This window comes from Vibrio paracholerae (assembly GCF_037672085.1).
GTDB lineage: Bacteria > Pseudomonadota > Gammaproteobacteria > Enterobacterales > Vibrionaceae > Vibrio > Vibrio cholerae.
In genome coordinates this window covers 1,697,397-1,715,551 of record NZ_JBBHLM010000002.1, presented here as the reverse complement: position 1 = coordinate 1,715,551, position 18,155 = coordinate 1,697,397, and the positions used below count along the sequence as shown (strand labels likewise).

The 18,155-nt window shown below is 46.0% G+C and carries 14 protein-coding genes; 6 read left to right on the top strand and 8 right to left on the bottom strand.

The window, feature by feature from the left end:
- Positions 1-102: 102 nt before the first annotated feature.
- The gene (locus R4537_RS12920) at positions 103-336 is read right to left on the bottom strand and encodes a TIGR02647 family protein (RefSeq protein ID WP_000673326.1); all 234 of its coding nucleotides are present in this window, start codon (positions 334-336) and stop codon (positions 103-105) included.
- A gap of 351 nt (positions 337-687) precedes the next feature.
- Between R4537_RS12920 and focA the strand changes: the two genes are divergently transcribed.
- The gene (gene focA / locus R4537_RS12915; protein ID WP_000400843.1) at positions 688-1,530 is read left to right on the top strand and encodes a formate transporter FocA; all 843 of its coding nucleotides are present in this window, start codon (positions 688-690) and stop codon (positions 1,528-1,530) included.
- A 407-nt stretch (positions 1,531-1,937) separates the two neighbouring features.
- Positions 1,938-3,674, top strand: coding sequence for a glycoside hydrolase family 36 protein (locus tag R4537_RS12910; protein WP_071178393.1), 1,737 nt, complete (start codon positions 1,938-1,940; stop codon positions 3,672-3,674).
- 49 nt (positions 3,675-3,723) lie between these two features.
- Here R4537_RS12910 and R4537_RS12905 read toward each other — a convergent pair whose 3' ends face one another.
- Positions 3,724-4,932, bottom strand: coding sequence for a putative manganese transporter (locus tag R4537_RS12905; protein WP_001910572.1), 1,209 nt, complete (start codon positions 4,930-4,932; stop codon positions 3,724-3,726).
- Positions 4,933-5,117: 185 nt separating this feature from the next.
- Here R4537_RS12905 and R4537_RS12900 point away from each other — a divergent pair, with 185 nt between their 5' ends.
- The 4 genes from R4537_RS12900 to R4537_RS12885 all read left to right on the top strand — a co-directional run bounded on the left by R4537_RS12900 (position 5,118) and on the right by R4537_RS12885 (position 12,076).
- Positions 5,118-6,023, top strand: coding sequence for a manganese-dependent inorganic pyrophosphatase (locus tag R4537_RS12900; RefSeq protein ID WP_071178392.1), 906 nt, complete (start codon positions 5,118-5,120; stop codon positions 6,021-6,023).
- Positions 6,024-6,711: 688 nt separating this feature from the next.
- Positions 6,712-6,852, top strand: coding sequence for a hypothetical protein (locus R4537_RS12895; protein ID WP_175463837.1), 141 nt, complete (start codon positions 6,712-6,714; stop codon positions 6,850-6,852).
- Between the two features lie 189 nt (positions 6,853-7,041).
- Complete coding sequence (locus tag R4537_RS12890) at positions 7,042-11,520, top strand: anthrax toxin-like adenylyl cyclase domain-containing protein (RefSeq protein WP_071178581.1); 4,479 nt, start codon at positions 7,042-7,044, stop codon at positions 11,518-11,520.
- A 166-nt stretch (positions 11,521-11,686) separates the two neighbouring features.
- Positions 11,687-12,076, top strand: coding sequence for a DUF2750 domain-containing protein (locus R4537_RS12885; protein ID WP_000070234.1), 390 nt, complete (start codon positions 11,687-11,689; stop codon positions 12,074-12,076).
- A 17-nt stretch (positions 12,077-12,093) separates the two neighbouring features.
- On the opposite strand, the gene R4537_RS12880 is transcribed toward R4537_RS12885, so the two are convergent.
- Genes R4537_RS12880 through R4537_RS12855 form a run of 6 tightly spaced genes read right to left on the bottom strand, consistent with a single transcriptional unit; the run spans position 12,094 to position 18,064 of the window.
- Positions 12,094-12,864, bottom strand: a complete 771-nt coding sequence (locus tag R4537_RS12880; protein ID WP_071178391.1) for a DUF2927 domain-containing protein — start codon at positions 12,862-12,864, stop codon at positions 12,094-12,096.
- A complete protein-coding gene (locus tag R4537_RS12875; protein ID WP_071178390.1) occupies positions 12,865-13,653 on the bottom strand; it encodes a peptide ABC transporter ATP-binding protein in 789 nt (262 codons plus the stop codon). It lies immediately after the preceding gene.
- Positions 13,650-14,645: a peptide ABC transporter ATP-binding protein gene (locus tag R4537_RS12870; protein ID WP_001128845.1), complete on the bottom strand. Its 996-nt coding sequence runs from the start codon at positions 14,643-14,645 to the stop codon at positions 13,650-13,652. The genes R4537_RS12875 and R4537_RS12870 overlap by 4 nt, the downstream gene beginning before the upstream one ends.
- A complete protein-coding gene (sapC, locus tag R4537_RS12865; RefSeq protein ID WP_071178389.1) occupies positions 14,645-15,532 on the bottom strand; it encodes a putrescine export ABC transporter permease SapC in 888 nt (295 codons plus the stop codon). Before sapC ends, R4537_RS12870 begins: the two co-directional genes overlap by 1 nt.
- The gene (locus tag R4537_RS12860; RefSeq protein WP_071178388.1) at positions 15,519-16,481 is read right to left on the bottom strand and encodes an ABC transporter permease; all 963 of its coding nucleotides are present in this window, start codon (positions 16,479-16,481) and stop codon (positions 15,519-15,521) included. The genes sapC and R4537_RS12860 overlap by 14 nt, the downstream gene beginning before the upstream one ends.
- Positions 16,481-18,064 (bottom strand): ABC transporter substrate-binding protein, encoded by a 1,584-nt coding sequence (locus tag R4537_RS12855; protein WP_175463836.1) that lies wholly within the window; start codon positions 18,062-18,064, stop codon positions 16,481-16,483. Before R4537_RS12855 ends, R4537_RS12860 begins: the two co-directional genes overlap by 1 nt.
- Positions 18,065-18,155: the final 91 nt, after the last annotated feature.

Sequence of the window (18,155 nt, the reverse complement as noted above, 5' to 3'; positions counted from 1 at the left end):
AGTTCATCCTTTATCTAAGAGCGAATGAGGTGGCTACCGTAACACAGTTGGAATCAAGGGAGAAAGGCAATGAGCGCAGTAAAGCGCTCATTCAAAACAGGATTACGCGTTCAGTACACGCAGTACACGGTCAGCGTGTTCGGCAATCTCGATGCCTTCATCGGTGAGGTAACCACCATCAGGTTGAGTACATAAGCCTTTGTTATACAGACGAATCACAGCGGCTTGTACCGCTTCAGACGCATCGTGGTGCACTTTGATGCCGGTCGCTGCGCTGCTCAAATCAAATTGCAGCAGTAAATTAAGCTCATCGATGTGCTGTTGAGTGAATTTCATGGCTATTACCTTTTTAAGCTGTTGTTGCGGCAACAATAGGCTGCGCAGCATCAACACGCAATCTTGTGCTCGCAGAACTGTTAGCTTGACCCGATCTGGTGTTTTTTTCAGCGCAAGATGAGGAAAATGTTTTGAACAACAGCACAAAATTCACTGCGAGAGGAGTGAAGGTCAAGGTGACCACCGAACGCGAGAGTTGAGGTGAATAGACGGAGAAAACCGCGCTGTGACTCCAAGTAGGACGGGTATCTAAACATTTTTCGTGAACATGACAAATAGCCCTTGAACTCAAGGGGAAATAGAGCGATTATCCGCCACCTCTTCTGTTGTGTGTCAAAATGTAACAAGCTCATGGAACATAACCAATTCGATTCTCTTCTCCCACCCCAGATGGCTGAACGTGCCGCCATTACGGGTGAAGGTAAAGCTAAAAAAGCGGCGTACAAATCTTTCCTGTTGGCGATTTCTGCTGGCATCCAAATCGGTATTGCCTTTGTTTTTTATACCGTAGTCACGACTGGTGCCCACGATATGCCTTACGGGGTGACTAAGCTGCTCGGCGGCTTAGCTTTTAGCTTAGGTTTAATCCTAGTCGTCATTACTGGCGGTGAGCTGTTTACCAGTTCAGTGTTGATTTTGGTGGCGAAAGCGAGTGGTAAAATTTCGTGGAAAGAATTGGTTCGCAACTGGACAGTGGTCTACTTCGGTAATTTGTGTGGTTCGATTATCTTAGTGTTTATCATGCTCGCCACCCGTCAGTTTATGGAAGATGGCGGTCAGCTTGGCTTAAATGCGATGGCGATTTCCCAGCACAAATTGCATCACACCTTCTTGCAAGCTTTCGCGCTTGGATTGATGTGTAACATCCTAGTTTGTTTGGCGGTTTGGATGACCTTTAGTGCCCGCTCGTTAACCGATAAAGTGATGGTCTTGATCCTGCCGGTGGCCATGTTTGTCTCTTCCGGTTTTGAGCACTGTATTGCCAATATGTTCCAAGTACCGATGGCGATTGGGATTAAGTATTTTGCGCCAGAGAGTTTTTGGGCAATGACAGGAGCGAATATCGCTCAGTATGCAGATCTCAACTTTGTTAACTTCATCGTCAATAACCTCATTCCAGTGACCTTAGGCAATATTGTTGGTGGCGGTGTGTTTGTTGGCATGTGGTACTGGCTGATCTATCTAAAAGATTAATACTGACAACCATCAGCGTCTCCCAAATACCCCACAATCCCTGAGTGTTACTCGGGGATTTTTTTACCTGTTTTTCCTTGCACTCATGGGGTTATCGTCGTGGTGCAATCGCTTTTCGACACCAGTAGCCTTATCCACATTTTCTGTGGATAACTCAGAGCAAACGCCGTGTGTAACCTTAATGATCAAAATTATCTTAAAAATCTTGCACATTGATTGTGCAGCCGCACAGTTTTGTTACCTAAATTGGCTATAGGCATTTCTTGAGATCACATGGTCATGGTAAAACGAGAGCTAGGCGTTTTAGATTGAGTTTGTTGCTTGATCGCAGTTATAAACAGTTTGAGTATAAATAGCCTGTTTTATACGCAGTTGGGTGGATACTCAGAGCAAAAAGGAGAGAATCAATGAGCCATCTCAGATTAGCCAATGGGCGAGAAATCCTAGAGCAGCAATCGGACATTGAGCTGGAGATCGCAGGTAATGAGCTTTCCGCGCGATATATCGGGCTACATAATCGACCTTTTGAACGCCGTTATCCACTGTTTAGCACTTTATTGGATGTCGAATCGGATGCCCGCTTGGTGGGGGATGGGTTTCAAATGCTGTCGCAAACCTCAGGGACGCTAAGCCATATCCAAGAAGTTGGACGATGCCCAGATAACAATCTCAGTTACCGCATCTACCCGCATGATGCGCCAAAGCGTTTTTACAATACCTTGATGATAGAGGCCGCTGGCCGCTATCTGTTGTTTGGCTTTACTTCTTGCCAGCGTTTTGCGGGCTTTTTTGAAGTGCATCGCCACCCGCAGCATTGGGTGTTAAGCGCGTTTATTGATGGAGAGGAAACCCGACCACAAGATTGGATCACCAATCAGTTGGAATCGGTGATTTGCTTAGAAGGCGAATCCATGTCGGAGCTTTACCAAGCCTATGCAGAGGCGATTTCTCGCCACCATCCGCCAAGACCCCATCTCAAAGATCCTGCACCAATGGGCTGGTGTTCTTGGTACGCCTATTATGCAGAGGTGACCGAGCAAGATATCAAAGAGAATGTCGCGATATTGGCGGAGCGTCATCCAGAATTGGAGTGGGTGCTGCTGGATGATGGCTATCAAGCCTTTATGGGCGATTGGCTTACGCCATCCCAAAAATTCCCCAGTGGTATTGAGCAAGTGATTGCCGATATTCGCGCTCAAGGTAAAAAGCCCGCTATCTGGCTCGCGCCTTTTATCGCGGAAGCGGATTCTGCGGTTTTTCGTCAGCATCCGGACTGGTTTGTGAAAAATGCCGCAGGTCAGCCACTCAAAGCCGAAGAGATCACTTATGGCGGTTGGCGTTGTACTCCTTGGTATGTGTTGGATGGCTCTCATCCTGACGTGCAAGAGCATTTGACCCAAGTGGTCAAAACCTTACGTGAAGAGTGGGGCGTTGAGCTTTTTAAGCTGGATGCCAACTACTGGGGAACGCTACAAGGCCAGCGTTTTCAATCGGGTGTTACGGGTGTAGAAGCGTATCGAATGGGCATGCAAGCCATCGCGGAAGGCGCAGGCGATGCATGGCTACTCGGTTGTAATGCGCCGATGTGGCCTTCACTGGGTTTGGTGGATGCAATGCGTGTGTCGGATGATGTAGAGCGCAATGCCGATCGCTTTTGCCAAATTGCGCGTGAAACCTTAATGCGCAGTTGGCAGCACCGGCAGCTGTGGCAAATCGATCCGGATTGCTTAACGCTCACCTCGCTGCCCAATCAAAGTGCCGATCGCGCCAGCTACGAATTCCACCGTAATTTACTGCTCGCCAGCGGTGGTTTGCTATTGTCAGGCGACCCACTGCCGACATTAACACCGTTTGCAAAACAGAGCCTGAAACGTTTACTCAAACGATTCCAATACAGTCAGAAGGCGGCCAAAATCACTTCTCTGAGCATGCGCCATGCCTTCTTACCGCTGACCGATAAGAATGATCTGCACTGCTTGTTTAACTTCAACGGTAAAGCTCAAGTGTTTACCTTGGTCGCCAATCATCCGGTGCAATGGTATGACTATTGGACAGGAGAGCAATTAAGCAGCGAACCTTCCAAACTGCTCATCGTTAACTTAGAGAAGGGGTTACAAAGCCGCGCCATTTTTACAGTGGGTTAGCTTTATTATTCAATCACAAACAAGGGGTTAAGAGCTCCTTGTTTGTCAATTACATCTCAAACAACCAAAAGTAACCGTAGCCCACTATCGCGGCGGGAATTGAGGAATAGAGCGTGGCCATTAACGCGGCTTTCGGTGCTAACGCAATGGCGGGGAATAACGCATCACCATCGTTCGAAATCGCATTCGACAATTGGGCTGAAAATGGCAGTGCACCCGACAAGTACAAACTGGTGACGAGGATCTGCGGTCCGCAGCCGGGTAAGAGGCCAATCATAATGCCAAGTGCAGGCATCCATACGCCCCAATTCCCCCAATTTGCGCCAATTTCAAATCCCGTAAAGTGCAGGGTCAATTCGAAGGCAAGAAAGGCGATGATCACCCACGCACTTACGAAGTTGGTATCCTGCGCGGCTTTTTGCATCGGGTGTGAAGTGCGGATTTTATCGTCTTCACTCACGGTGGATTGATAATCTTCAATTTCTTGCGTGAGCGCCCACAGTAGCATACTGCTAACGGCCAGTAAAGCACCTATCCATTCGATACTCATTTCAGGCAGTGACAACACTTGGTTGATGTCGATTTGAAATGAAGAGGCAAACGCCACTAGGGATGCAGGGAGTAAAAGGTATTTCCAGAATAACCCTTGGAGATTGATCGCTTTAAAAGAGACGGCGCTAGTGGCGGAGCAGCAAGATGTCCGCAGTTTATTGCTCAGTTCAGTGAGCGCAGGACGCATAAAATCATCCCGATGCAGAGCATTGATCACTAGACCAGTGACACAACCCGTTACAACCCCAATCCCAATCACATAAAGCCCAGTCACTGGTTGGCTGGCGAGCAGCAAGAAAGCGGCATCGCCCATCGTGGCCGTTAATACCGCGACCAAAGCTCCAAAACCCACTTTGCCGCTGACAAATTGCGTAGTGACAACAATCGCCCCTCCGCAACCTGGCAAAGCACCCAGTAGAGCGGCAATCACCACTTGTAGGTTTCGCGAGCGGTGATAAGCGCTGACTAAAGCGTGTGCACCATCCAGCCAGCGAGACACCCAATGATAAATCGCTAAAGTAAAGGCCACATAAGTTGACACCGCCCAGAATGAATCCGCTAAGGTTTCGACTGTCACTGCGCGAGTATTCTCACTGACAAGCAAAGCAAAGAGAGCGATAGGCAGCAGCAGTCGCTTGTATCTGAGGTTAAACAGAGAGACAAGGACGCGATGATTTGCCATGTTTGGCCATTTTAAAGAGTTCATAGAATACCGCGTGCAATGAATGAGAATTATTATCGACAATATAGTTGAGAACTATTCGCAATTTCAAGCGAGTTGTAGGCAGAAAAAGGTTTTTTTGATTTAGCACCATGAAGAAATTATGAAATTGAGTAGAGTGCACCCTTTGTTTACGCCCGTTTGATGGCAAAGAGAAAATAGGTAACAGAATGATTTTAGTCGTTGGTCATAAAAACCCAGACAGTGACAGTATTTGTAGCGCATTAGTGGCGACTGAGCTTTTAAAAGCGCGTGGTTTAGAAGCGAAGGCGGTACGCCAAGGTGAAATCAACCGCGAAACACAACACATTTTGAATGTGGCTGGCGTTGAGCAGCCAGAATTACGTACCAGTGTGGCGGGCGAACAAGTGTGGTTAGTGGATTACACCGATTTAGCGCAAGCACCGGATGATCTCAATCAAGCCGAAATTCTTGGGATTGTCGATCACCATCGTCTTGGTGATGTGATGACAGTGAATCCACTGGAAGCGTGGATTTGGCCTGTCGGTTGTACCAGCACTATTTTGTTCAATCTGTTCAAAATGGAAAATGCAGAAATAACACGCCCACTCGCGTTACTGATGATCTCTGCCATTTTGTCTGACACGGTTGGCTTTGCCTCACCAACCTGCACGCAAAAAGACCGAGATGCGGTGGCTGAGTTAGCGGTATTAGCGGGCATTACCGATCTGGAAGGCTTTATCAAAGCGCTACTGATTGCGAAAACTGACATTGAAGGTTTAAGTGCGGCGCAGCTGGTCGAAAAAGATCTTAAAGCTTACCCATTCAATGGCCGTGAGTTGGTGGTAGGTCAGGTTGAACTGGCTACGCTAGAGCAAGTCGTGGATATGATTGATGCCTTGGAGGCAGATCTGCAACGTCGTTGTGATGAGGAATCATTGGCTCTTGCAGCACTGATGCTGACCGACATCACTACCGCGCAAACTCGTCTGCTGTTTAAAGGAGAATGGTCAGACAAACTGGCTAAGCATGCAAAAGACGGCGTACTGATGATGGAAAACACCCTAAGCCGTAAGAAGCAAGGTTGGCCTTGGCTACAAACAGAGTTAGTGTGATTTCATACGCAGGTCTTCTTCCTACTTGAAGCAGTGGCCTTCGTTCTCCTCAATCACATAGTCTGTCTAGGCTCATAGGGATGAACTCACTTGCTGCCTGCAACGCCAAGTCGTTTAGGTATATTCCCACCCGTCTTATTGATGTCGGGTGGGAATTTTCAAAAATTTTTATACTTGCCCTACATTCATTCCCTTATTGCTCACCATTGACATAAAAGTCAAATTATTTGACTTTTATGTCAATGAACAATCTCAGTTCACTCTTAGTGATAATAAAGCCTATAGAATTAACAAAAGACAAAGGAAAGATAAGTTGTGATAATTTTGTTTTTTAGTTTTATGTTAATTGTTTGATCAATTTAATATCTCACGATAATGATTTTTAATTTACCACATTGTTAGTTAATTATTTTATACGTTTAATTTTTTAATTGTTTTTCTAAATGTTTTTATTTTTTCAATATTATATATTGAGTGTTATGTTTTTATTCTAGCATGCTAACTCTGACTCTTTTTTGTATCAAAAATCAATGTTAGGCTATTGTAAGTATGGGTAAATAACACATTTGTAATGCTCATGCTGTCTTAAAGACTCAAACTATCCCTAAGCATCATGGAATGATATGTCAACTTAATTAAATTTGGATATGGGGTTATGATTAAAATATAAATAGGAATTTTCTTACTTATGAAAAAAGAGAAATCGCTTAGGCATAGCTTGATTTTTTCAGCCATGCTTCCAGTGTTGAGTATTTTACCTAATATAGCTTATGGTGCTTTGCCAGTAAGGTACTCTGCGCAAAATATCTATTATCCTGATACAGAATAATACGCTTGCCAAGTCTCGGTAGATACAGAGTTCCAACAAGATTATAAGATAGCCAAAGGCACCATAATCAACGTTGAAGTGATGCGATACAACGGGCAGATAAGGGGGAAAAGTCCCTACCGCTCCAAAGAGGTCTATTTTGGTGTGCTCGACGATCAGGCGGGGATACTATCATTCAAACGTGATGCAATGACCACAGGGGATAATGACCCTGATGCCCAATGTATTGTTACCAATGTGGCGTTTCCCGGTCATGTACGTAGTGAATTAGTACAACAAAGTTACGATTTGCAGTCTGGCGTTGCACTCTATGAGCAGCAAGCTGTGAAGGCTGGGCCAATTTCCAACCTGTTAATGTTGACCGATCTTCTCAGCGTGCCGTTTCTGATTAGCTTGCAGCAAGATTTGAGTGCTGACTTTGTTGATTTGCTTCCTATCTCGATTGGTGAAGAGGATTATCGACTCAAAAACACCAGTAACGTTGTAAATTATGCAATCTTTGTCAAAGAGGTTTTAGCGGGAAAAACCGGCGTAAAGGGAGCATACAATAACGGCTTGTCACGCAATTTCCTTGAAGAAAAAACCAAGGAAAATATTGAGCGATTTTTGCAAACGAGTTTGATTGAGCCTGCGATAAGGCATGGGCTTGTATCGGAAAATATTGATAGGTCACGTTTGGCAGCCTTACTGCGTCTACATATTTTGGCGGAGTTAGAGCAAGACTCGCATTTTGAATACGGTAGTGAACAGCAAATCCAAGCATCACTAGCGTTCCAATATTCCCCCAATATTACGTCAAGTATGCAATTGCTCAATAATGCAGAGTTTCTCAATGAACACTTGATACGAGAGTGGTCAAATATCGAAGATAACTATGATCAAATGTCAGAGGATTCACTCGATATCGGCTTCCCAAAGATTTATTCCAAGTCAAATTTTGGAGGGGAAGCCATTTCTGTTCGAAAATTCAAAGATCACGGTATGTATATTGGTCATGCCCTGGATGCTACGTTCAGTGATTATTACGATAATATGCTAGAGCCGTTATCTGCATACATACCTAAAGATTGGAGTCTTGGAATATCGGACTATTACTCATTTGCAGGGGAGATTCAAAATAAGAAAGTGATTGACGGGCCATTCAAGGGGAATCTACCCATGTTTTGGAATAGTGATTTTTCATTTAAGCCGTTATCGGTTGTAGCAATTCCTCCTTGGGATTTTGTTCCTCCACGTGAAAGTTTGGATCATGAGCTGAATATTCATCCGACCGATGCGTACTTACATATGCAAATTACGATGCGTTATCCTGATTTGGATGGGGTAGAGCTAGCACTGGCGGTATTTTCTTCAAACAACCCTGAGGTGAGTATTGATATTGAGGCGGGTACGATCAATAACCGAGGTGTCGAAGGGGGCTTCTTAGGTAAAAACTTCGTACAAATTGCGGCGACTGTTTATCAAAAAGAAGCGGATAATTTAGAAGATTGGGAGATGCTCAGCGTGAAAGCCGCCCTTGATGCCGTCGGTATCGACACGGTTTACACTTATGGATCGCCCAATAACATTAAATCCAGCTTACTGCATCGCTTGTCGTTAAAATTGACCGAAAAAGCTTTAGAAGCTTACATCGGCAGCGGTTTGGAGCCAGCGCTGTTTGATGAATTGCAAGAGGTTGGTTTGACCCAACTGGATGTGAAACAAGCGTTTCGTGATTTAGTCTATTCAACTTTTACTGATTCAAACTTGCCGCTTAAATTCGCTGGCAATATGAGTGACGAGCAACGAAAAGATGCGGTCGTGGATTCTTTATTGTCATGGCATAGCACCTATCAAGATCTTCAATCAGAAATCGTAGTCGTTGATGTACAGATGTCTGATTGTTCTGATGAGTGTCAGCCAGGGGCTGTTGAGTATATACATATGTATCCATTAACGGATGAAATGTATACAAAATCAAGGCTTTATGGTTATGGGATTGGTCATCATGCAGTGAATGAATTATGGAAACCTTATTTGATTCATGGTCGATTGAGTCTACTTCCAGGTTATGGTTACGATGTAGATGCTAGTTGGATTCAGAAAGATAACCAAGCATTAGGTAGCCTTACTAATACAGTGCAAAATGAATGGCATAAAAACCATAATCGTTTATCGAAAAAGCTCGGTTCATTTTTAGGCGCAGTTATTGAGTCTAAAGCAAAATTGACAGGTAAATCAGAATTTACTCTAGGAAAATCAAAACAGGGTGCTGCTCGACTACATCACGGAATAAAACTGTATAAAGCACAACAGACGGTTGGTGGAAATGGGCTTGCCACAAGCGTAACTGATGCAGAGGCCAAGGCATACATCTTAACCAGTACCAATTTAGGTTATACCGTGCGCTTGCCAAGCTCTATTGCTGGTCTATTTGATATCGATAGTATTTCGTTTAGAGATCAGGATTTGGATTACAATGATTTAAGTGATGAATCCCCTCTTTTTTCTGAATTGAATCCAAGCGTTGCCCCTAAATGTACTTGGGAGAATATGGAGTCAATGTATTTTTGGTATAACTACTGTAAATCCCAGTATACGCAAGCAAGCATGAGCTATGGTTTGGATCAGGATTTGATCGCGAGTGTTATATCTAAACATATGATAGATAATCGAGATCAGTTAAAAACTACCACAACAGCATGGGATTATGCGAAAGGTGTTATGCAGGCGATTGTTCCGGTTTGGGCTACCGTGGAAGATTTTCAAAAAGGAAATTACGGTATGGGGTCGCTTGGTCTTATCTCTGATGTTGGCTTTTTCTTACCAATCGGTAAGGCGGCTTTTACAACCGGAAAAATGACCGGGAAGGTTATTTCAAAGTCATTACCGAGAAGATATAAGGTTAATTCTGCCATTAACGTCATTGAGATCGGCAGTAATAAACGTGTGGTGGGTGAGGTGTTTGATGTTGATCTGAAAGTGGCACGAAAGCAGGCTAAAGACGCGTGGTTAAGCTTACCCAAAACCATCTTTGATCAAATGAACGTGCTGCCTGTTACGGATATTGTGAAAGGTGCCAAATCCACTTCGCTCAAAATCAAACAGCGAGTACAGAAGATTAAGCGGAAAAATACCGATCCTTATGCCCCGAAAGTCTATCAGTCTCGCGATTTTCGTATCTCATCCAAAGATCGCCCAGATTTTGATCCAGATAAAGTCGTGGGTATTCCAAGCACGGACCGCAAAGTAATCGCGAACATTGCCGACGAAGAAAACCTGGTAATTGGTATTCGATTTGTTGACCCGAATAACCGCAGTTTGTTGGAATCGGGGCTGTACAGCAGTAAGAGCTTACTGATTAAATCCAAAAGTTCGGATTGGGGACCACACGCTGGTTTTATTCCTGTGGATCAAAAATACGCGAAAGCATCCGCTCGAGCGCAGGTGGATCGCTTTAATCAATACTCAGACAATGCGATCAATAGTGGTGCCGCTGTGCCCGTACATTTGAGTATTGATGATAAGCGCTTAAAAGAGTTGCAAAGTGGTGATAAGCCATTAATTCCAGAACTGGAATATAGCTCTGAGACTGGTATGTACTATGGGGTTTCCAATGGTGTCGAGCTTCACTACCGTAAAGATGAACAGGGATTGTGGAGGGTGTATGTGGTTGAGAATGGCAATACTATCGCTCCAACACCTTTGATGGTGATGGGCAATCCCACCAGTCGAAAACCGATGACGGCCGACTATGACTTGTTTAGTGTGATGACGCATATTTCGGATTACGGCGCTCCCGATATGTTCAAAATGCCGGAGCCGTGGGCGGATTGGAAAAAGTCCATCAAGGATCCTGAAAAATTAGCTCCAAAGATCAAGGAGTTGTTTGAAAACGAAGATTTGTACAACAAGGTAAACAATATGCACCTTGGGATTATTTCGGACCGAGTTATCGGCCTGAAAGACAAAATCAATGACCGACTAGGCCGGAATAATGGTATGGAGTTAGTGCATCACGGTGCGGATGATGCCAACCCCGGCGCGGTGATTAACGATAACTTCCCGGCCACCTATTTTGTGCCTAAACAATATCTGAATGATGATGCTTTTGGACCTGGTCAGGGTGGATTGCGCGACTTCTTCCAAGTCGATGAAAATGGCGCCATTATTTTGCAAAATGTCGATGATTTTGCGAATTTCCATCAGTTGATGACCAATGTGCACTTTACTGGTGCGCTCAACACCAAGTGGTCAGAAAACTATGCCCAATTAGCACGGAAAAATCGTCTATCTCACGCTTATTTGAATGCTCGTGAGCAAGTGGATCAACTGTTATTTGGCAATATTGATACAGCAAAAATTGAGTTTTATCGTCCTAAACCGTTTGATGAAACCTTGCCGAAAGGAAAAATTCCCGCGCAAAAAATTGAAATGTATCGGGTAAGAGATCAAATCACTAATATTCAGATAGCCACTAACGGGCTACATAAAGCCACCATTAAAACTTATTTGGGTGGACAATGGCTAAGTCGTTTCATCCGTGTTGTGCGAGTAGGCCATTACTACTATCACGTGGTGTTGGTGAATGGTGATAGATACTTAAGGACGCCTGCTGGCGATCAACGGTTACGTATCGAGCAGGATGCTGATGGAGAATGGATTGCGCCAGATCTGCCTCTCGATTAAAACTAACTTCTGATTTAACGAAGCGCCCATGATTGGGCGCTTATTTTTACTGCCTTTTATGTTTATCGACCCTTAAAGCATGGTGTTGCCATGGATATTTTTCTTGTGCAATGGGGCAAATCCCTCGAAAATTGCGTCCATAACCACATCCTGATAGGAAAAAGACATGTCCAATCCATTAACCGCAGAGCAAATGGCGCTCATCAATCAATATGACCAAGAGCAACGATTCAATTATTGTTTAAAAGAGATTGTGGCTAACCAGCAAGTGTGGATTTTAAAAGATGAGCACGGCTGCGTAATGCTCAATACGGAAGAGGAAGAGTGTGTTCCGGTATGGCCGCATCGTGAATTTGCGCAAGCGTGGGCAACCGGCGAATGGGCTGAGTGTGAGCCAGAATCGATTGGCTTGAACAAATGGTTTAGTCGCTGGACACAAGGTTTAGAGCAGGATGATTTATCCGTAGTGGTTTTTCCTAACGACAATGAAGAAGGGGTGATTTTGTTCCCTGATGAGTTTGACTTTGAACTGAAAAAACTCACTCACCGCCGCTAACTGGTGCGGTGAAGTATTTAGCGTAACCACTCATACAGCGGTGAAGAACGCGCTTCTTGCACCGCATTCTCCAATACACCTTGCTGCTCGTACTGTTTGAGCTTTGCTTTGAGCAAACTTTGCAGTTGCGGTTGCCTCATGCCACTGCTTAATTCAGGTTCGTAGAGCAGCTTGAGTAAAATCACATCCAATGGGGACAGCAAATCTTCCGGCGTTTTATCGTTAAAGATCGAAGGGTAGGCGAGCTCTGAATCATTGGGTAATCCCATCACCTGAGTGATCTCCTCGACAATACACGCCAGCAGTTTGCCATGGTCACGAGCTTGATCGACCGGAATCACGACTGAAGCCGCAACAATCTCAGAGGCCGAATTGGTGGAATAATTGGCCTGACAGATTGCACCATGCATGGTTTGGGTGGCGGATTTACCCGCCAACTCTTCTAAGGCTTGTTGCCACTTTGATTGTTGGGTGAACACCCAAATCACGTTGGCCTCAGTACGGTTTGTCACCACCTGAATCGAGTGCCCAGTCACTTGGGCGAGGTGTTGTACATGATCGCGTGCTAATTGCTCATGCAGGGCTTTATCAGGCACTTGGTGATCAAAATAGATGCGTAGAGACTCACGCCATTTACTGAGTGGTTTTTCACCTGCGGAGTACTCGTTACGCAGTGCAATGTTGAGAAAAGCCCGTTCAATAAAGGCGGGATCGCGCCAATTCTCTTGACCAAAGGTACAGTGGCTAATAAGGGTGAGAAGCCCGAGCGCAATCCCTCTTTTCATCACTCAATACTTAAAGGTGGGAGCCTTGGTAAAGTGGCTCTCAATCATACGTTGGGTGATGGGATGCTGAGGATCCGCCAACACTTCGTGAGTTTCCCCCGCTTCGACCACGTCTCCTTCATGCATGACGATGATTTTGTCAGTGATGTGCTTGATCACTCCGATATGCTGGGATACATACACAAAGGAGACGCCCATCTCTTCTTGCAGTTCCAAAAACAGATTGAGGATTTGCGAGCGCATCGCCATATCCAGACCGTTCAAGGCCTCATCGGCAATAATGATGGAAGGCTGTAAGATGAGCGCACGAGCCAAGCAGACACGCTGTTTCTGACCTGTCGCCAGCATCTGAGGATAGAAGTAAGCATGCTCTGGCAGTAAACCGACACGTTGCAACGTATCTTTTACGCGGCGCATTCGCGCTTCTGGTGTCATGCCGGTATTTCGTTTCAGCGGCCCTTCCAGAATCGTCCCAATCTGTAAACGTGGATTGAGCGAGGTATTCGGGTCTTGGAAAATCATCCGGATCAATTTACAGCGCGTCGAGTAGTCTTTATGTTCTAACAACTCCCCGTTAACGCGGATCTCGCCACCGGTCGGGGCAACCATCCCCGCTAACATGCGAGCGAGAGTGGATTTTCCTGAGCCATTTTGACCAATAAAACCAATCGTTTGTCCTGCTTCAAGAGTAAAGCTGATCGGCTTTACTGCATGTTGGATCTGTTTGCGTAAAAAGCCTGAGCGAGTGACAAAGTCTTTGTGCAGATTGGTGACTTCTAACAGCGCACTCATTGTGGCGACTCCATGTTGAGCGGGAAATGGCAAGAAAATTTATGGTTTTTTACCCAGCGCGAATGAGGGACTTCAACACACTGACGCTGAGCGTAAGGGCAACGTGGCCCTAAGCGGCAGCCAATCGGTAAGTGTTGCAGTGGCGGAATTGAGCCGGGGAGAGATTGTAATTTCTGTTTGTGCGGGATCCAGTCACTAAAATCTGGCATGGCTTTCAGCAGCGCTGCGGTGTAGGGGTGCTTTGGCTCTGCCACAATTTTTGCAGTTTCCGCCGATTCCACCGATTGCCCGCAATACATAACCGTAATGCGATCCGCCCACTGAGTAATGGTGGTTAAGTCATGGCCGATGAGCAGGATCGAGGTGTTATTGACCTGATTCATGCGACTCAGCAAACGTAAAATTTGCGATTGAGTGATGGGGTCCACGTCGTTGGTGGGTTCATCTGCGATCAGCAATTTCGGTTTGGCAGCAATGGCCATCGCAATCATTACTTTCTGACACTCGCCATCCGTCAGCTCATAAGGGTAGCTGGACATGATGTCTTTGTGATCTTTGATGCCGACTTTGTGCAGCAGAGCAATCGCCTGCTTTTTCCGCCAAGTGAAACGCTCCCACCAGCGTCCTTCGAAGGTGCGAAATGGGATGGACTCAATCAGTTGTCGTCCAACCTCTTCAGATGGATCAAGACAGGTGGAAGGCTCTTGGAAAATCATTGCCACATCGCGTGCGATCACGCGTCGGCGTTCCCGCGGGGTGAGCTGCAACAAATCAATATTGCCAAGACGCATACGGTCAGCCGTGACGCGCCAGTTTTCTTTACAGATACCGACAATCGCTTTCGCTACCAAGCTCTTACCTGAGCCTGATTCACCCACTAAGCCACGAATTTCCCCTTCATTCATGGTCAAGCTCATACGATCAACCGCTTTCACAAGACCTTGTGGAGTATCAATCTCAATCGTCAAGTGACGAATATCAAGTAACGGCATTATTCGACTCCCGCATTGAGGGCTTGGCGCGCACCATCGCCGACCAAGTTAATCACCACCACCGTAAACATAATGGCTAAGCCGGGGAGAGTCACTGTCCAAGGAGCAATATAGATGAGCTCGACTGAATCACCGAGCATCGCTCCCCACTCTGTACTGGGTGATTGCGCACCAAGCCCTAAAAATCCGAGCGCGGTGATATCCAGAATCGCAATCGAGAGTGCCATGGTAATTTCCGCTACGATAATGGGCAAAATATTAGGGAAAATCGAATGCCAGAGTAGATAAAATTCATTTGCACCATCTAGACGCGCCGCCATCACATAATCTTTTTCCACTTCATTGTGTACCGCAACATACACGGAGCGAATAAAGCGCGGGATCAGTGCTAGACCAATCGCCAGTAAAATGTTGAATTCACCAGCACCCAAAAAGGCCACAAAAATGATCGCCAATAGCAGTGAGGGGATGGACATCACCGTATCGAGAATATGATTTAGGGTGCTAGAGAGCAGCCCTTTGGTCATGCCAGCCAGTGCACCAATGGTTCCTCCGACTAAGGTTGCAATCAGTGTAATCAAGACTGCAGCGCCTATGCTAAACAGTGAACCATCGATAAGACGAGACAAAATATCCCGACCTAGGTCATCAGTGCCAAGGAAATAATCAACAGTGCCTTCTAGCTCCCACGAGGGAGGCAGGAGTAACACGCTGGAGTGCATTTGCGGATCGTAAGGTGTAATCCAAGGCGACAAAATGGTCACCAATGCAATAAACAGCATAGACCACAAGCCAAACATGGCGAGATTATTCGCGCGAAAGCTTCGCCAGAAACGCTCAAACTGGGTTGGAATATGTTCTTCTTGATAAATACTATCGCTTAACATACCACTCTTTCCTTACCAAGGGGTTAGCTGCTGCTCCAATCAAATCAGAGAGGATATTGGCCGTTAGGACCAGAGTACCGACAACGATAACGCCTGCTTGGATCGACATAAAATCACGGTTTGCTAATGCATCTAATAACCAACGGCCGATGCCAGGCCAGTTAAAGATCGATTCGGTAATAATGGCTAAAGTCAGCATGCTGGAAAGCTGAACACCAAATTTGGGGATCATTGGCGGAATCGCATTGCGTAAAACATGTTGAGTGACGATCTTGTAATTAGATAGGCCTTTAATTTTGGCTGCGCGAATGTAGTTTTGGTTTATCACTTCGGCAACCGAAGCGCGCATTTGGCCGATGACTTGCGTGGTCGGCGCGAGTGCCAATACCAGGCAGGGCAGCGTTAAATGCTCTATCACACTTTGTAGCGCTTGGCTGCGGTAGGGGGACTGCGATAAAAAGGCATCAATCAGGGCAAAGCCGGTAATGTGATCAATTTGATACAGCAAGTCATAGCGTCCCGCCACAGGAAATACCGGGAAATGCAGTGAAAACGCCATGATCATCATCATAGCCAGCCAGAAAATAGGGGCAGAATAACCAGACATCGAAATGAACGAGATAATGGTGTCTAGCCATTTCCCTTGTCGCATCCCCGCCAGCGTTCCGATAGGAATTCCCACGAGCAAAGAGAGGATAAACGCGATGGTACACAGCTCAATGGTGGCTGGAAATACCATCAGTAACTCATGGATAATCGGCACCCCATTTTTATTGAGGCCAAAGTTGAATTCCATCAGTTGCACCAAATAGCTTGACCATCCTTGCCAAAAGCCGATCAGCGTCCAAGGAGAGTGCGGGTCAAATCTAGCCAAGCTGTAGCCGACCATGGTCAAGATGAGCAAGGTGATGATAAATAAGTTAAATTTACGGACCGTATAGACGAACATTACTCGGCCACCCTCTCTACAGTATTAAACGGTTGGACATTAAATGGACTAATGCGAACGCCCATTAATGATTTGCTATAAGCGGTAAACTGTATGCCGTGGGCGAGAGGAATCACTGGAAACTCCTGATTGAGGATGTTTTGCGCCTGATGATACAGATTGAGGCGATAGCGCGGCTTGTTGACCTCAAGCGCCAAGTCCAACAGAAAATCAAAGTCACTGTCGCACCACATGGAGACATTGAGACCTGCACGGTTGGAATCACAAGAGAGTAAAGGGCGTAAGAAGTTATCCGGGTCTCCCGTATCTCCCGTCCAACCACTTAAGTACAGGTCAATATTGTTGCGTATACTCAGCTCTTTGCGCTCTGAGCGATCTTCACTGATGAGGCGTAATGTCACCCCAATGTCGGCGAGATTCGCTTGGATCAGCTCTGCCGTTTTGCGTGGGCTAGGATTGTACGCTTTCGGCTCTACAGGCACTGACATGGTCAGTTCCAACCCCGTTGCAAATCCAGCCTCACGCAGCAAAGATCGCGCGTAGTTGCGATCATAGCGAATCTGCGCAGTATCTTGCTGATAGGCCCAAGAGGTGGGGGGCAAGATGGTAAAAGCAATGCTTCCAGTGCCGTAATAGACAGAATCTAAGATATTTTGTCGATTAATCGCGAAATTGAGTGCTTTACGCACGCGATTGTCATTTAACGCAGGATGTTGAGTGTTCACCGCGATAAAGGCCACATTCATGGCTGGTGTGGTTTGCAGCACAATATCTTGGTTCTTTTCAATCGCGGGCAGCTGGCTGGAAATCGGTGCATTGAGCACATCACATTCATTGCGCAGCAATTTGGCCAGCATGCCAGTCCCACGTTGTGAAATATCAAACACCACTTGCTCGACTTTTGCCGCACCTTCCCAATATTGGAGATGACGTTTCAAACGAATTAAATCGCGCGGATGGTATTCGGCAAGGTAAAAAGGCCCAGTACCCAGTGGAAGGTTATCCAGCTTCTCTTTTTCATCATCAATGATGAGCTGATTGGCGTATTCCAACGACAGAATCACCGCGTGGCTAGTGGCGATGTTGGATAAAAAACTGTTATCAGGCCGGCTAAGGACAAACTTTACGGTTAAGTCATCGAGCGCGCTGACATCAACCAATAGATTCTGAAAATCAATACCTTTAAACCAAGGATATTGAGTTTGGCCTACTTTGTGGTAGGGATTGGTCGGGTCAATAATGCGTCGAAAACTGAACACGACGTCATCGGCATTGAGTGGACGTGTCGGGCTAAACCAAGGAGTGGTTTGAAACGCGACATCGGGACGCAGCTTAAACACATACTCAAGTCCGGTGCTATTAACGGTCCAGCTACTGGCTAAACTGGCAACGGGTAAGTGTGTTTCGGGGTCTATCGTCAGCAAGGTGTTGTAGATCTGCGGACCGAGTGCATCAGAGGTGATATCGTTATCCGCCAGCTGCGGATTAAAGGTGGTCGGCGCACTTTCACCACAGTAGACAAAGCCGCTACTGCGGATCTTACTGTGGTCGATGTTTTCTCCGCAGCCTGCCAGCAGAGTCATGCTGCACAGCCCTAGCGTAAATCGTAATAATGCATTCATAGTGATCTGAGTCAGTCACGAGGCGCTGGCCAGAGTCTGGCAAGCCTCAAAA

Excerpts from the sequence above, each read along its gene's own strand:
- R4537_RS12920 (WP_000673326.1), bottom strand. The coding sequence starts at position 336 with ATGAAATTCACTCAACAGCACATCGATGAGCTTAATTTACTGCTGCAA.
- focA (WP_000400843.1), top strand. The coding sequence starts at position 688 with ATGGAACATAACCAATTCGATTCTCTTCTCCCACCCCAGATGGCTGAA.
- R4537_RS12910 (WP_071178393.1), top strand. The coding sequence starts at position 1,938 with ATGAGCCATCTCAGATTAGCCAATGGGCGAGAAATCCTAGAGCAGCAA.
- R4537_RS12905 (WP_001910572.1), bottom strand. The coding sequence starts at position 4,932 with ATGAACTCTTTAAAATGGCCAAACATGGCAAATCATCGCGTCCTTGTC.
- R4537_RS12900 (WP_071178392.1), top strand. The coding sequence starts at position 5,118 with ATGATTTTAGTCGTTGGTCATAAAAACCCAGACAGTGACAGTATTTGT.
- R4537_RS12895 (WP_175463837.1), top strand. The coding sequence starts at position 6,712 with ATGAAAAAAGAGAAATCGCTTAGGCATAGCTTGATTTTTTCAGCCATG.
- R4537_RS12890 (WP_071178581.1), top strand. The coding sequence starts at position 7,042 with ATGACCACAGGGGATAATGACCCTGATGCCCAATGTATTGTTACCAAT.
- R4537_RS12885 (WP_000070234.1), top strand. The coding sequence starts at position 11,687 with ATGTCCAATCCATTAACCGCAGAGCAAATGGCGCTCATCAATCAATAT.
- R4537_RS12875 (WP_071178390.1), bottom strand. The coding sequence starts at position 13,653 with ATGAGTGCGCTGTTAGAAGTCACCAATCTGCACAAAGACTTTGTCACT.
- R4537_RS12870 (WP_001128845.1), bottom strand. The coding sequence starts at position 14,645 with ATGCCGTTACTTGATATTCGTCACTTGACGATTGAGATTGATACTCCA.
- sapC (WP_071178389.1), bottom strand. The coding sequence starts at position 15,532 with ATGTTAAGCGATAGTATTTATCAAGAAGAACATATTCCAACCCAGTTT.
- R4537_RS12860 (WP_071178388.1), bottom strand. The coding sequence starts at position 16,481 with ATGTTCGTCTATACGGTCCGTAAATTTAACTTATTTATCATCACCTTG.
- R4537_RS12855 (WP_175463836.1), bottom strand. The coding sequence starts at position 18,064 with ATGACTCTGCTGGCAGGCTGCGGAGAAAACATCGACCACAGTAAGATC.